Genomic DNA, 15,326 nt, shown 5'->3' with positions numbered 1-15,326 from the left:
TTCTTCGTATGTTGTTTTTGTACAAAATGCTTCATTTCATTACACTCTTTTCATCATTTTAAGATTTGTTTAGATCTAAAATAGCCTCCATAGCAACCTTTGCATCATCAAAATCGTAAACTTGATCGCCGACGATTTGATATGTCTCATGACCTTTACCCGCTATTAAGACTGTATCGCCTTTTTTCGCATTGGCAATTGCAAAAAAGATGGCTTGTTTGCGATTCACAAAACTATGATAATATGCGTCTGGCACCCCATTTTCCATATCCTTTAAAATAGCTGAAGGATCTTCGCTTCTTGGGTTGTCTGATGTAAATACAGGTTCATCTGCATACTTCACAGCGATTTGGGCCATTTGAGGACGCTTTGTTTTATCACGGTCGCCGCCGCAGCCTATCACACAGAAAATTTTGCCCTCTGTTAATTCTCTACACGTTGTAAGGACATTTTCTAAGCTGTCAGGTGTATGGGCGTAATCGACGATAACAGGGAAATCTTGATCAAAGTTCACAAGTTCAAATCGGCCTTTGACTCCCTCCAGCTCTTCAATAGCACTTACAATCGTTTCAAATGTTAAGCCAGATACGATCCCTACTGATACAGCTGCTAGGATGTTGTACACATTAAACTTACCGATGAGGGCAACTGTCACATTTTTTGTGCCAATTGGAGTGATCAAATCAAATTGAGTCCCCTTCGGTTTGATTTTAATATTCTTTGCCATCACATCTGCTTCTTGCTCTAAGCCATATGTCATGACTTCAGCAGCTGTCACTTTTTCATAATAACTCGAAGCGTCATCATCTGCATTTAAAATCGCATGCTTCGGCTTGTCGTGATGAAAGGCACTGCCAAGCTGTGAGAATAGCAAGCTTTTCGCATGTTTATATTCTTCCATTGTGTTGTGGTAATCAAGATGGTCCTGAGAAAGGTTTGTGAAAACAGCAATATCATAATCACATCCATGTACCCTGCCAAGATGCAGTGCATGTGATGATACTTCCATAATGGCTGTGTCTACATCTTGGTCAAGCATCTGTTTAAAAGTTTTCTGAAGCGTGACACTTTCAGGTGTGGTGTTTTTCACATCGAGAATGTCATCATTCACCTTCATATACATCGTACCGATTAAGCCAGTTTTCTTTTCGGCTTTTCTCATCATTTGTTCAATCATGTGTGTTGTCGAAGTTTTTCCGTTTGTTCCTGTGATCCCGATGAGATTCAGCTTATGAGTTGGCTGCTCGTAAAACGCATCAGCTATTCTTGCAAGAGCTCTTTGAGAGTGTTTTACAATAATGACTGGTACATCTGATATGTTAAGAGGGTGTTCTGCTACAATCGCTGCAGCCCCGCTTTTCACCGCTTTTTCAGCATAATCGTGTCCATCTACTGTATAGCCTTTTATACAGACAAAAAGGCTTCCTTTTTTCACCTCTCTTGAATCCATTTCAATGGAAGTGATATCAGGATTTTCGTTTATTAGTTCGTTGTTTTCACTTTTAAAATATGTAAGGAGTTCTTGTAATTTCATTTCATATCAAACCTCTCAAATTCGTTCACGTGCATGTCTTGTGAAAAAAACACACAGTCTATATTTTATCGTAAAAAAAGGGATACATCCAGCGTATTCCTTAAGTTTCTCTTGGAAAAAACACACTTTGGGCTCTTTTTTTTAAACAGACCTTCTCTTTCAACAAAAAGAGGCAGCCGAATGAGTGCGGCTACCCTCTGTTCATTCTTTATTATTCATCGTTTAAGTATAATCTGATGGTGGAGCCTTCTTTGACTTTTGTCCCGGCAGCAGGCGATTGCTTCACCACTTTACTGCCAGTTCCAGAAGCATCGATCTTCAGGTTAATCAGTAAGGATTCAAGGTCTGAAACAGAACCCCCTACAAGATTCGGTACTTCAATGGTTTTTGTGTCCAGCCACTGGTACTTCTTTTCAATTTGTCCTTTTCTTTTTTTCACACCCATCTCAGGCAGGCTGTCCCGCATAATATGACCCACAATTGGTGCAGCAACTGTCCCGCCAAATTGAATAGTGCCTTTCGGGTTATCTACCGCCACATATACAACGATACTCGGATCATCAGCAGGCGCAAATCCGATAAATGACACAATGTGGTTATTTTCCATGTACTTGCCGTCTTTTACCTTCTGTGCTGTCCCTGTTTTTCCGCCAACTCGATATCCTTCAACAAATGCATTTCGGCCAGTTCCTTGAGCGACTACACTTTCAAGCGCATATCTGATTTCTTTGGATGTTTCTGCTGAAATCACTTTCTTTTTGGCAATCGGTGATTGCTTTTTCACTACCTCTTTTGTGATTGGATCTATCCATTCTTTTGCAATGTACGGCGTGTAAAGTGTTCCGCCATTTACCGCAGCTGCTACGGCAGCTACTTGCTGTATCGGCGTAACAGATACACCTTGACCAAAGGCAGTTGTCGCCTGCTCTACAGGGCCAACCCGGTCCAGCGGGAACAAAATGCCTCGCCCTTCCCCTTGAAGATCGATTCCTGTTTTTTGGCCAAATCCGAAATTTTTAATATAGGAAAATAATTTATCCTTTCCTAGACGATCGCCTAGTTCAACAAAACCGGGGTTACAGGAGTTTTGAACCACTTCTAAAAATGACTGTGATCCGTGGCCGCCTTTTTTCCAGCACCTAAGTCTTGCACCATCAACTGTCACAGAACCGCTGTCAAAAAAATGATCGCGTTTTAAATTGACTTTTTTCTCTTCTAGTGCTGCTGCAAGCGTAATAATTTTAAACGTTGAACCTGGCTCATATGTGCTCCACACCGGTAGATTTCGGTTAAACACTTTCGAGTCAACTGATTGATAATCCGCTGGATCAAAATCCGGTCTGCTCGACATCCCAAGCACTTCACCGTTCTTCGGGTTCATCGCAATTGCAATCATCCCATCTGGGTTATATTTTGCCTGCGCATTGTCTAATTCCCGTTCTATAATGGTTTGCACCTTCGCATCGACAGTTAACTTCATATCAAGACCATCTTTAGGCGGTGTATAATCATCTGCTTCATCTGGCATTTTCTGCCCTTTTGCATCGGAATAGAACTTGACAGAGCCTTTTTCACCTTTTAGGTCATCATCATAATAGGCTTCCAGTCCAAGTAACCCTTGATTATCAATTCCAGCGAAGCCCAGCACATGAGAAAGAAAACTGCCAAACGGATAGTGTCTGATGCTGTCTTCCGCAACATAAACGCCATCTAAATCAAGCTCTCTGACTTCTTTTGCTTTTTCATGAGATACTTTTCTGCCTTCTGGAGAAATTCGTTCGATGGATGTTTTCTTTGTGACGTGCTTGTACGCTTTCTCTTCAGACATATTCAGTACTGCCGCCAGTTTTTTGCTTGTTTCTGCGGGATCTTTAATTTGCCGCGGGACGACCAATATAGATGGGGCACTTTTGTTCGTCGCAAGCTCTACCCCATTTCGGTCCAAAATATCTCCCCTTTCTGGTTCGAACGGGAGATTCCGGCTCCATGAATCTTTTGCTAAGCTTGTGAGCTTCTCGCCCATAATAAACTGTACATATCCTAATCTAGTATCTATGATGAAAAAAATGATCACCCCAAACATCAGCACGAAAAGCAATCGTTTTCTCACTGTTACACTTGATACTCGCACGCCCGGTTCACTCCTTACATACATATGGCTTGTTTCCATCATATGCAGGCCCGTCCTTATGTAGAACGTCTCGTCTATACCGCTCGGCAAAAGAAAAAACCTAGCAAGTGGTTTGCTAGGTTTTGCAGTTAATTCGGGCTTTTAAATGTCACAGTGACGACTTTATCTGAAATCTCCGCTCCATTTTTCACACTTTGTTTGACAGCATATCCTTGTCCTTTTGTTTCGATATGCACACCGGAAATGGATGCATATTGAAGGACTTCCCGTCTCGACCAGCCTGTCATATCAGGCATTTTTATCGTTTTTCCTGCTGTTTTCAAGAAAACTTTCTGGCTTTCAGAGAATTCAGAGCCTGCACTTGGCCACTGTCGTTTAATGGAGAGGCCGTCGCCGATGACAACAGGCGTTAAGTTTTTGTTTTTGGCTTCTGTTTCCGCCTGCTTCACTTCTAAATCTAAGAATGAAGGCATTGTTTCTTGTTTCACTTTTTGTTCGCCTGATTTTTTATCGTCTGTTTTTGTTGGTGCAATATTTAAATATAGCAGACTATTTTTCATGACTGGGTTAAAGATTTGTGCAACTGGGGCAGAGCCAGTTTCTGTATCAGACAGCTGCGGCTGCTGTACAGCGACATAAACGAGCAGCTTCGGATCATCTTTTGGCGCCATTCCCATAAATGAAAAGACGTAATCGTTTCTTCCTTTGAGATAACCGCCGGCACCGCCAATTTGTCCTGTTCCTGTTTTCCCAGCAACGTCAAATCCTTTGATTTGGTAAGGCTGGCCTGTTCCAATCTTCGAGGAAACCACCTCACCTAAAATGTCACGGACTTGCTTTGCTGTATCAGAGGAAATTGGTTTTCCAGCTACTGTTGGTTCGTGCTGTAAAATCGTTTTGTTTGTGTTCGGGTCTGTAATATGATCAATGACATATGGCTTCATCATCGTTCCGCCGTTTGCTATCGCTGTCGCTGCTTCGATTTGTTGAATCGGTGTAATGGCAGACGCTTGACCGTAAGCCGTCGATGCTTTGTCATATTCGTATCTGTAATTGATTTTACTAGACGCTTCGTTCGGTAAGTCAATACCTGTTTTGTCATAGAAATGGAACTTCTGCAAATATTGTTCGTAGCGCGTGAAGCCTAATTTTTCTTTTGCCAGCTTTGCAAAAGCTACGTTAGACGAACGGAGAACCCCTTCATGAAAGTCAATTTTCCCCCAGCCGTTTCCATTGTTGTGGTCTCTTACAAGGCCGCCTCCTACTTTATAAGTACCAGATTGATATTTATCATTGCCTTGGTAGACCCCTTCTTGGATTGCCGCAGCAAGTGTGAAGATTTTCATCGTTGAACCTGGTTCAAACGCATATGAAATGACATCATTGTTATAATTCGTAATGTCTAATTCATTTAAATTAAAGCTTGGCCGCTGTCCCATCGCGAGCACCTTTCCCGTTTTTGGGTCAACGACTGTGGCAATGATTTTCTTCGGTTTATATTTTTTGGCAACCTGCGTCATACTTTCTTCAAGAAACGCTTGGATTTTTTGATCAATGGTCAGTGTGACATTTTTTCCATCCTTCGGAGCGACAATGTCTTCTTTACTATTTGGAAGAGCCCATCCGCTTCTGTCACTGTTATATGTCACATAGCCGTCTTTTTCTTTTAAAAATTTGTTCAGCGCCTTCTCAAGTCCCATCGCGCCTGACATGTCCTTCGTTGCCTCATCTAATCTTGCATAACCGATCAGATTCGACGCAAACATGCCGTTTGGATAATATCGCTTCGTGTCTTTTTCAAATGCGATCCCTGGAAGCTTTAGCTTTTCAATTTTTTCTTTTGTTGAAAAACTGATGTCTTTCCCAGCTTTACCAAACTCAACTTGGAACGCATCTTTTGTATTCAGACGCTTTAAAATTTCGCTTTCACTCGTATCAATGACTTTTGACAGCTCTTTTGCTGTCTTTTCTTTGTCGACGACATGCATCGGGTGCTTTGGATCGACCGTCATTTTCTTGCTCATGATCGCAATGAGCTTATAGACAGACGTATCCTCGGCAATCACATTCCCATTTCGGTCTAAAATAGACCCTCTTTTCGCTTCAAGTGTTTTCTTCGATTGATATTGTTCATTTGCCTTTGCGGCTAACACTTGGCCATCGACCGTTCCTGTAATCTGAATATAAATAAAACGTGCAAGGATGATAAAGAAAAACAGGGCGAAGCAAATACTCGCAATTGCCGCGCCTCTGTTCATCATTTTATTCTTTTTAGGCATCGCCATCTTAATCGACCTTCTTAACATCTTTCGAAATGCTTAAGCCAGCTTTTTTCGCAGTATCAATGACTCTCTCTGGTTCACTCAGCAAGTCTTTTTCCTTTTGAAGCTCAGTGATCTTCTTCGATTCTAAAGATACTTGCTGCTCTAATTTCTGCACCTCGATATTGGCGTGATAGACAGCAAAGGCTTTAGAAATGATGAGAATGGAGCTGCACATAAGAGCCATGACAAACATAACAAGTAAGATTTTTTCACCAAGTGTGATAGAACCTCTTCTTTTAATAACAACCGATTGGCCTTGCTGCTCTGTTTGATATTGTTTCACTTCTCTTTGGTAAGCCAAATTACTCATAAGAAACCTCCTTTTTATCATCATCTATGGTGTCGTTTTACTTTTTTTCTGCAATTCGGAGCTTCGCTGAACGGGCACGGTTGTTATGTTCCAGCTCTTGTTCTGATGCAACGATTGGTTTTCTCGTGATCAGCTTCAGCTTTGGTTCAAGTCCTTCTGGAATCACTGGTAGTCCGTGCGGAAGTTCTGGAAGAGAAGACATTTCTTTAAATGTACTTTTACAAATCCGGTCTTCAAGTGAATGGAATGTAATGACAGAAATTCTCCCCTTCGGATTGAGTAACTCTATTGCTTGTTCTAGTGCTTCTTCAAAAACTTTCAATTCATCATTGACGGCAATTCGGATCGCTTGAAACACTCTTTTTGCTGGATGTCCGCCAGTTCGTCTTGCAGGTGCGGGAATTCCTTCTTTGATAATGTCGACAAGCTCACCTGTTGTTTCAATTGGTGCTTTTTTTCTAGCTTCTTCAATTTTGCGTGCGATTTGCTTGCTGAATTTTTCTTCCCCATATTTGTAGAAAATCCGAACTAGATCTTCAAATGGCCATTCATTCACCACTTGTTTTGCCGACAATGCGGCTGTTTGATCCATTCGCATGTCAAGAGGTGCATCATGGTGATAACTAAAACCTCTCTCTGGTGTGTCGAGCTGAGGAGATGAAACCCCAAGGTCAAAAATCACACCGTCTACGCTTGTAATGCCTTGTTCATTCAGACGTTCTTTTAAATATCGGAAGTTGCTCTTTATGAAAAGAATGTTCGCTTTTGAATCTGCGAGCTTCTCTCGTGCATGATCCAGTGCAGCATCGTCTTGGTCAAATCCAATCAATGTACCTTTTTCTGATAGTTGAGATAGTAAATATGAGCTATGACCTGCTCCGCCCAGCGTGCAGTCTACATATGTACCGTCTTCTTTGACGTTTAAACCGTCAACTGTTTCTTTTAATAATACTGTCTCATGTTGAAACATGATGTTATGGTCCCACCTTTTTCAAATAGAAATGAATGTGTAGAAAGCTTGCTGCACAAGGGATTATTATATATCAAACCCAATCATGTTTTCAGCAATTTCAGCAAAAGAATCTTCTTGCTCTTCTGTATATTGTTCCCAGATCGACTTACTCCACAACTCAATTCGATTTGAAACGCCGATGACCACACATTCTTTTTCGAGTTTTGCATATTGGAGTAGGTTTGATGCGATGTTAATGCGCCCCTGCTTGTCCAGATCACATTCAACTGCGCCGGAGAAGAAGAACCGGGTAAACGCACGTGCATCTTTTTTCGTTAGCGGCAGTGCTTTGAGTTTCTCTTCAATTAGTTTCCACTCACTCATAGGGTAGCCAAATAAACATTGATCAAGCCCTCTCGTCAGCACAAACTGTTCTCCGAGACCGTCTCTAAATTTAGCAGGGATGATCATGCGCCCTTTTGTATCAATCGTATGTTGGTATTCACCCATGAACATGATAATCAGAGCCCCACTTTCTCACCCTTACTCTCCACTATCCACCACTTCTCTCCACAAAACTTATTTTACACTGTTTCTACATAAAAAAAAACCCTGAACTAGTCAGGGTTCATTAAAACTTTATTTCAAAGTTTGACAATTTGCTGCTTGTTTTGAAATGAAAATGGCAGATTTTTGAACGTTTTGAAGAATTCTGGACCATATTTGTTTAAAAAGTACATGATATTCCAAATTCTTTCTTGCGGGGCATCTAATGGTTTTAAGCTGTTTTCAATCCGTTCAAAATCTCGAAGGATATATCCTTCCTTCTCTTCCACACGCTGCGCCACCTTTTGATAAACAAATTGAAGCTGGTCTTCGATAAATTTGGCATTTTTATCTAGCAGCTGCTCGAAGTTTGGTTCAACCTTCAGTGCTTCTTGCCTCAATACACCATGAACATTCGCTAATTCACGTTTCGCCTGATCAACGGCTTGAACAAAGCTGTCTGGAAGGCTTTGCTCAAAGTGAGCCTCTTTCTTTTCTTTTACTCCGCTTGTGAGCACTTCTTCTAGAGAAAGTTCTCTGACCGGCAGCTTCTTATCGATGTGCCTTTCAAGAATGGTCACGTGCAGTCTTGGAAGAACGGGTGCCATCTTTAATTCAAAATGCTCAAAGATTCCTTTCAGTTCTCCCCAATAGTTGATTTCACCGTGTCCTGCCATAAAAGCAAGTGTTGGGAGAAGGGTTTCCTGCATTAAGGGACGCGTCACCACATTGTTGCTGAACCGTTCTGGGTGCTCCTCAATTTCCTGCAAAAGCTCTTCTTTTGTCCACGTAAGCCCCACTTCTGATATAGAAAACTGGCCGTTTTCTTTTTCAATAAGGAAACGCTCTTCATCATATTCGTAAAACAGGTTTGCCTGATTGTCACCAGCTTCAATGATCGGCTGATATCCCGCTCGTTTCATGGCAGCCTGCGTTTCATTCAAACGAGCCGTGACTGCTTCATTTGTCTCGACAATGTGCTTGAATAACGTACGCTCAAGTGGTTTGACGCCTAAGTCTCCTGAATTAAATAGAAGCAGTCCATCTTCTTCAAAAAGGTCGCATACAATCCATTCAAAGAAATCCGTAAACGTTTGTGATTTGCGTAAACATCGAAGAAGCTGATCAAGCAAGTCATTAGTATACGCAGATTCTTCATACGTTGAAAACACATCGCGGAGCCATTTTTCTGTTTTTTCTTGATGCAGAGGTGTTCTTTTGGCCGCAGTTTTTTTGCCGTTATGTAATGGCAGCTTTTGCTTGACTGGACCTTTTTCGCCGGATGTGTAGACAAAATTAATTTCATCTACGTCATGATCCTCACCTGCTACCCAAAAGACTGGAATCACAGGAACGCCAAGCGCTGTTTCTTTTTCTTTTGCGAACTGAATAATGGATATGATTTTATGTATGGTATAAAGCGGTCCTGAAAGTAGACCTGCCTGCTGTCCTCCAACCACCATGACACTCCGTTCATCACGGATCTTTTCAATGTTCTGACGCATCGCTGCCGATTCAAACTTTGCGTGGTATGCGCTCATATAATCCGCTAAAGCCTCGCGCGGGAAGCTCATTTCCATGAGATCGTCGTATCTTTTTTTCCATGTGTGCTCAGAATGTATATCATAATCAAAAAAAGCAGTCATCTCTTTTTTTTCTTCTATATAATCACGTATGAATAAATTCTGACTTCGGATGGAAAGTTCAGTCAATTGCATGTTTAGAACTTCCTTTCTTCAATAAATAGTTAGTTTCCCGAAAAAAGTATAGCATGTAAATGAGCTCACTCAAAAGATTTTGTTTGCTTTTTTTCCAATACTTCCAAGCTTCGATTAAAGAAAGTAAGATGTGGCGCCAGAATCTCTTGAGCTTGAGCCTTTTTTAAAAGATAGCCAACGATGGCTTTTCTTTCGGTTTCACGGCCTTTGACGATATCTTGAAGCATTGACGATTGATTGGCGGCCGTTTTTTTACAAATTGAAACGACGTGTGACCAGAGACGCTCTTCTTCAGCCAGACCTAAAATGGACAATGCTTCTTCAAATGCACATTTCATCATGTATTCATATGCAGGATTTGCGATCAATTCTCCATTTTTCACATGCAATAAAGCCGTGAGCGGGTTAATGCATACATTGACTAGCAGTTTTTCCTCAAGCACTTTTTTCCATTCATCCGTATAAATCATCTGAAAATGGACCGGCGTTTCATTCAAAGCATTTCTCACATCATCTGTATCCTCAGGATGAAAAGCTCCCCACTTGATGACACCGATCCCTGTATGGTTCACTGCATGGTCTGATACCTTCATGGCGCCGTGCTCTACGACACCTATATATATCGAATGCGACGTGTCCCAGTTTTCTAAATCTAATAAGTGGGCCATGCCATTTTGTAAAAATAAGATTCGCTGACGAGGTAATGTTGATAGTTCATCAAGCACCTCTTGCAGATGGTGATATTTCACTGTCACAATCAGCAGATCAAATACTCCTGTAATCCCCGCCCTTGCCTCCGCAGACGCCCGGAATGTCTCTCCTTTTACCGTTCGCTTAATTCCTGATGTTCGAATCTCCTCTGCTTGTTCTTTTCTTCTTGTCAAAACAGTGATGTCATGATGCTGTGATAAATAACTGGCACAAAGCAGACCAATCGCACCGCCGCCAATGATTCCAATATTCAACTGCCGCACTTCCCTTTTTCTGTTTACTTCATCATATCAACCATTTTAACAGTTTCAAGCCGCGATGCAAAAAGCAGATAGCGCGCCGTGATTGAATTTTTTTAATTTAAAAACTATAATAATAAGTGTAAAAACTTTTTAAGGCGGATGGGATGAAAACGCCTTCAATGACATCACTGTCGACATTATGTGTGTAAGGGGGAAGATCATATGACACAAGTAAAACGACTTCTAATCAATTACAAAACTTTAGAGGAATTTAAACAATTTAAAGAATATGGCATACAAGAACTATCCATGCTTGAAGACCTTGAAAGTAATATGATTGAAAATGACAGCAATTCTCCATTTTACGGGATTTATTTTGGAGATAAGCTGGTTGCACGTATGAGCCTTTATCAAGTGGACGGCTCGACGACAACGTATTTTGACCACAATCATGATTATTTAGAGCTGTGGAAGCTGGAAGTGCTTCCTGGGTATCAGCGTAAAGGGTACGGCGAGGCACTTGTTGATTTCGCCAAATCTTTCGGATTGCCAATCCGGACCAATCCTCGCGTCAAATCTGCCGGTTTTTGGGATAAAATGGGCTTTGAAGCGGTCAAATACGATATGGAACGCGACAAAGGGGAAAATCCACTCATCTGGGAACCTGCCCATATCCAAAAAAATACAGGTGAATCTGCTTAATACTGATGGCAAAACGCCCCTCCTTTCTCTGTGAGGGGCGTTTTCTTATTTAGCATATTCTTTTAAGTTGATATTCTGTTTGACTCTTTCAACAATCCCAATGAGTGCCCGGTAATCTTCTTCTGTCATTTTTAATTGCCGCTTCAAGTGTTCATTTTCCTCAGTGAGCGACTTCAGTTGATGCTGCGTGTCCGCTAGTTCTTCGCGTAAATCTGCAGAGCCAGCAGGTTCTTTTTCAAGCTGCTCTAAGAACTGAATCACTTCTCGCAAGGTCAATTCAGCCTGATCTGAAGTTGCCTTTTCTTCTATCGTTAACGTATTTTGTGGTAAACCCGAGGAATGAATCCCAATCTTTTTACGCAGTTCTTTCCGCTGTTTTTTCGCCAGCTCAATGCCTGCCTGATATTGTTTTCTGACGTATGAATTCCACCTGAATCCACATGCTGCAGCCGTTCTTGACAACGCTTTTCCGACTTCTTCAAATGCGGAAAGCTGCGTTCCTCCATCTCGAATGTGTCTTAAGACGACTTCTGCTAAAAGTAAATCTTCATCTTGCGTCCATGCGTCCTGCCTTGTAATCGTCAATTGATCATCCCCCCTGAATCTGAATACCACATCATATGCGCTTACTAGAGTAGATAGACTATTTGCAGGAGAGAAACCTAAAAAATAGACAAATAAAAAAACGCAAGGGAAGATTCCCTTACGCTTTTTTATCAAGCATTAGTTGCTTTTTACGTCTTTGCCTTTGTATGTTCCGCAAGATTTGCAGACACGATGAGAAATTTTCATTTCACCGCATTCTGGGCAAGCTACCATACCAGGTACTTGTAGTTTGAAATGCGTACGACGCAATCTTTTTTTCATTTTAGAAGTTCTTCTAAAAGGTACAGCCATTATTCCCACCTCCTTAAAGAGTTAAGATTCATTATTTTCTTCTAAGAGCTTCTTCAAGCCTTCCAGACGCGGATCAATTCGGTTTTGATGTGCATCTTCCGAAATGACCGCCCAGTCATTCCCTTCCTGTGGTGCAGCACCTTTTACGTCTGTTTGGTCGCAAAAGATTTGCATCGGCACTTCAAGAAGAATTTCTTCCTTGACTATAGGCGTTAAGTCGATGATATCGTCTTCTACAACAGATACGTCTTCATCTTCTATATCGTCTGTCTTATGAAGTACAAATAGTTCTTTCGTTGAAATCGCAAATGGATAATTTACATCAACAAGCGTTCTTGAACAAGGCAATGTCATTTCACCTGTGATGGTTAAATCAAATGCGACTTGCTTTGATTCGATCACTCCAGTCCCTTTCACCTCTACTGGTGAAATGCGACGTATATCTGAATGAAGGCTAGTAAGTTCATTTAAGTCAACCGTCTCATGAAAATCGAAGCTGTTTTTAGCTTTTTGATGTAACTGATAAACTGTCCATTTCAATTGTATCACCTCTAAGAGCAACAAACATGATTATAGCTTTCATCATGCTATTTGTCAATATTTTTTCTTTACAGTCCTTTGTGATGTCAGAGCGTTGTTTGACATCAGTTCACGGAATGCCTACACTGAAAAAAATGGGCTTCATTTTTCCCTTATGCTACTGTAGCATAGACCATTTAACCATAGCAAGAAAGGCGGAACATCTATTGAAAGCAACAGGAGTCGTTGTCGAGTACAATCCATTTCATTATGGGCATGCCTATCATGTTCGCCAGGCGAAAACACATACCTCCTCAGATGTAGCCATTGCCGTCATGAGCGGATCTTTCCTCCAGCGCGGAGAACCTGCTATCGTCTCCAAATGGGCACGTACAAAAATGGCATTGCAAAACGGTGTAGACATCGTATGTGAGCTTCCATACATCTATGCAGTGCAAAAGGCAGAAACCTTTGCAAATGGTGCTGTGTCTATTTTAGACGCTTTAAAATGCCGCTCCCTTTTTTTCGGAAGCGAGGATGGGGACATTAAAGCATTTGAGCGAACAGCGCACGCTTGGCATGAAAAAAAAGAAGAAATTGACCTTTTTACAAAAGCAAAGGTCAAAGAAGGGCTTAGTTATCCGGCAGCCTCTGCCGCTGCGTTTCAAAAGATCATTGATCCTAAACACTTACTGGATCTGTCTAAGCCCAATAACATTTTAGGCTTCCACTATGTCAAAGCCATCTTAGAGAGATCTCCTCACATAGAGCCCTTTACCTCTCAAAGAATTGCATCCGGTTATCATGATCAAGAGCTTCCTAAACATCAGAAAATCGCAAGCGCGACAAGCATCCGAAAAGCCTTAAAAGAGAACGGGTCATTTGAAACTGTCGCCTCTTATCTCCCGGAAGCTTCGCTTAAGCAATTACATGACTATTATTCTTCTTATGGTCTTTTACATACGCAAGAAGACTATTTCAGCTTCTTAAAACATGTGTTTCACACAATGGATACAGCAGAATTAGAAGGCATCTATGAAATTGAAGAAGGCATCGAACACCGCATGCAAAAGGCGATCACACATGCGTCCACCTACGAGGAATATCTATCACTTGTGAAAACAAAACGATATACGTGGACAAGGCTGCAGCGGATGAATACGCACCTTTTAATGAGGGTGAAGAAAACTGTTATGCATGAGCTGCTAAAGGAGAAACACGCGCCATACATTCGTTTACTTGGTATGTCAAAGAAAGGTCAGCAATACTTATCTCTTGTCAAAAAGGAATTGGACGTACCGCTTGTCAGCAAGCTGTCTTCCTTTTCACATCCTGCCCTTGATCTTGAAATTCGCGCTTCCCGCGTCTTCAGCCTTCCCATCAGCGAACCAATGCAAACAAAGTTAACAGAAGCAGAATTTAAAACCTCACCGATCCGCTATGATGAAGAGACTGGTCTCTTCCAATCTCGATAAAAAGAGCAGCCTTTGATGAAGGCTGCTCTCTGATTGTTGACAAAGGGCTAAAATGATCTTTATTTTATCCCTTTGTCTTCTTTTCAGCGTGATAGAAAACCTTTGAAGTCTAGGAAGGGCGAGCACCGGAACGGAGCGAATTTGACATTCGTGAGTACCGGCGCAGAGACCTGACACCGAATGCGAGGGTTTGTCTACACGCTGAGAGCAGCCTAAGGCTGCTCTTTTTTCACTTAAGATGCTTTCTCTTTTAACTTGTTTAAATAGTTCAGTGCGTCCTGCATAGTGTCCACAGGAACGATTTTCATATTACTTTTAATATCTTTCGCTGTTTTCACTGCATTTTTGTAGTCTGAATTTGGATCACCTTTATCATTTGGTGCAAAGAAGATATCTTTTCCTGCTTTATCTGCTGCAACAACCTTTTGATCTATTCCGCCAATTGGCCCGACCGTACCATCAGCGTCTATCGTTCCAGTCCCTGCAATCGCATAGCCATGTGTTTCGTCTTCTTTTGTCAGCTGGTTATAAATTTCAAGTGACATCATTAAACCTGCCGACGGGCCGCCGATATTTTCAATATCCACCTTAATAGAAGGCGACACTTTCACATTTCGGTCTGTAAATAAAGATACGCCAATTCCGACTCGGTTCGGCTCTTCTTTAAAAGGCTTCAACTTCACTTTCTGCGTGATATCCTTGCCGTTTCGTTCAAGGACAAAACGGACAGATGTACCAGCTTTTTGACGGCTGATATACGACACCATTTTATCAGCCGAATCATACGTCTTGCCATCAACGCTTTTAATCCGGTCGCCCACTTCAATTTTGCCGTAAGCAGGCATGCCTTTCATGACGTAGCTCGCATATACCCCATTAAACGTATAATCTACTTTTTTGCCTGCTTTTGTATACGCTGCAATCATGGCATTTTCTTGAGAACTTTTCATCAGCTGAAGCTGTCTTTTCATATAATCTTCATCCGACTCTCCGTCCGCTTTAATATTTTCTTCTGGGACGATTTCGTCATATTTATTCATTTTCGCAAGCAAATACGTATACGGATTGGCTGGGCCTACTTTTATCGTCATAAGAGAGAAGCTGCCCTTCTCGCCGTATCCACCATCCACTTGAATGTGAGGGGCAATCTCTGTTGCATCACCCGGTTTTGTCACGTAATACGGCAGTTTGACAAAAGTTAAGCCAAATAAGACAAGAACAACGATAAAAAAGCTGAGCCAGCGAATATTCAATTTTTTCATTCG

At 41.6% G+C, this 15,326-nt stretch carries 14 protein-coding genes; 2 read left to right on the top strand and 12 right to left on the bottom strand.

Going from position 1 to position 15,326, the window contains the following annotated elements:
• Window positions 1-58 precede the first annotated feature (58 nt).
• The 8 genes from MHI23_RS07380 to MHI23_RS07345 form a co-directional block, all read right to left on the bottom strand.
• A complete protein-coding gene (locus MHI23_RS07380) occupies window positions 59-1,534 on the bottom strand; it encodes a UDP-N-acetylmuramoyl-L-alanyl-D-glutamate--2,6-diaminopimelate ligase (RefSeq protein WP_342492408.1) in 1,476 nt (491 codons plus the stop codon).
• A 211-nt stretch (window positions 1,535-1,745) separates the two neighbouring features.
• A complete protein-coding gene (locus MHI23_RS07375) occupies window positions 1,746-3,665 on the bottom strand; it encodes a stage V sporulation protein D (protein ID WP_034623693.1) in 1,920 nt (639 codons plus the stop codon).
• Between the two features lie 128 nt (window positions 3,666-3,793).
• Window positions 3,794-5,944, bottom strand: coding sequence for a penicillin-binding protein (locus MHI23_RS07370; RefSeq protein ID WP_342492467.1), 2,151 nt, complete (start codon window positions 5,942-5,944; stop codon window positions 3,794-3,796).
• A gap of 7 nt (window positions 5,945-5,951) precedes the next feature.
• Entirely contained in the window at window positions 5,952-6,299 is a 348-nt protein-coding gene (gene ftsL / locus MHI23_RS07365; RefSeq protein WP_024424265.1) for a cell division protein FtsL, read from the bottom strand.
• A 37-nt stretch (window positions 6,300-6,336) separates the two neighbouring features.
• Window positions 6,337-7,269 carry a 16S rRNA (cytosine(1402)-N(4))-methyltransferase RsmH gene (rsmH, locus tag MHI23_RS07360; protein ID WP_024426925.1) on the bottom strand — a complete coding sequence of 311 codons (933 nt, stop codon included), beginning with the start codon at window positions 7,267-7,269 and terminating at the stop codon, window positions 6,337-6,339.
• Window positions 7,270-7,335: 66 nt separating this feature from the next.
• A complete protein-coding gene (gene mraZ, locus MHI23_RS07355; protein ID WP_003211163.1) occupies window positions 7,336-7,767 on the bottom strand; it encodes a division/cell wall cluster transcriptional repressor MraZ in 432 nt (143 codons plus the stop codon).
• A 128-nt stretch (window positions 7,768-7,895) separates the two neighbouring features.
• Window positions 7,896-9,515, bottom strand: coding sequence for a bacillithiol biosynthesis cysteine-adding enzyme BshC (bshC, locus tag MHI23_RS07350; protein ID WP_342492407.1), 1,620 nt, complete (start codon window positions 9,513-9,515; stop codon window positions 7,896-7,898).
• A 65-nt stretch (window positions 9,516-9,580) separates the two neighbouring features.
• Window positions 9,581-10,480 (bottom strand): 2-dehydropantoate 2-reductase, encoded by a 900-nt coding sequence (locus tag MHI23_RS07345; protein ID WP_342492406.1) that lies wholly within the window; start codon window positions 10,478-10,480, stop codon window positions 9,581-9,583.
• Window positions 10,481-10,690: 210 nt separating this feature from the next.
• Here MHI23_RS07345 and MHI23_RS07340 point away from each other — a divergent pair, with 210 nt between their 5' ends.
• Complete coding sequence (locus MHI23_RS07340) at window positions 10,691-11,170, top strand: N-acetyltransferase (RefSeq protein WP_007499784.1); 480 nt, start codon at window positions 10,691-10,693, stop codon at window positions 11,168-11,170.
• Window positions 11,171-11,215: 45 nt separating this feature from the next.
• On the opposite strand, the gene gerR is transcribed toward MHI23_RS07340, so the two are convergent.
• The 3 genes from gerR to MHI23_RS07325 form a co-directional block, all read right to left on the bottom strand.
• The gene (gerR, locus tag MHI23_RS07335; protein ID WP_024424269.1) at window positions 11,216-11,755 is read right to left on the bottom strand and encodes a sporulation-specific transcriptional regulator GerR; all 540 of its coding nucleotides are present in this window, start codon (window positions 11,753-11,755) and stop codon (window positions 11,216-11,218) included.
• Window positions 11,756-11,893: 138 nt separating this feature from the next.
• Window positions 11,894-12,067, bottom strand: a complete 174-nt coding sequence (gene rpmF / locus MHI23_RS07330) for a 50S ribosomal protein L32 (RefSeq protein WP_008354700.1) — start codon at window positions 12,065-12,067, stop codon at window positions 11,894-11,896.
• Between the two features lie 21 nt (window positions 12,068-12,088).
• Window positions 12,089-12,607, bottom strand: a complete 519-nt coding sequence (locus MHI23_RS07325; RefSeq protein WP_019743276.1) for a DUF177 domain-containing protein — start codon at window positions 12,605-12,607, stop codon at window positions 12,089-12,091.
• A 206-nt stretch (window positions 12,608-12,813) separates the two neighbouring features.
• On the opposite strand from MHI23_RS07325, the gene MHI23_RS07320 reads away from it, so the two are divergent.
• A complete protein-coding gene (locus tag MHI23_RS07320) occupies window positions 12,814-14,061 on the top strand; it encodes a nucleotidyltransferase (protein WP_342492405.1) in 1,248 nt (415 codons plus the stop codon).
• Between the two features lie 233 nt (window positions 14,062-14,294).
• Here the strand turns inward: MHI23_RS07320 and MHI23_RS07315 are convergent, their stop codons facing one another.
• The gene (locus tag MHI23_RS07315; protein WP_024424271.1) at window positions 14,295-15,323 is read right to left on the bottom strand and encodes a SepM family pheromone-processing serine protease; all 1,029 of its coding nucleotides are present in this window, start codon (window positions 15,321-15,323) and stop codon (window positions 14,295-14,297) included.
• Window positions 15,324-15,326: the final 3 nt, after the last annotated feature.

Source organism: Bacillus sp. FSL M7-0003, from assembly GCF_038628485.1.
In the GTDB taxonomy this organism is placed as follows: domain Bacteria; phylum Bacillota; class Bacilli; order Bacillales; family Bacillaceae; genus Bacillus; species Bacillus safensis.
Note: the sequence above shows the minus strand (reverse complement) of the source record. Positions and strands in the feature narration are given on the sequence as shown.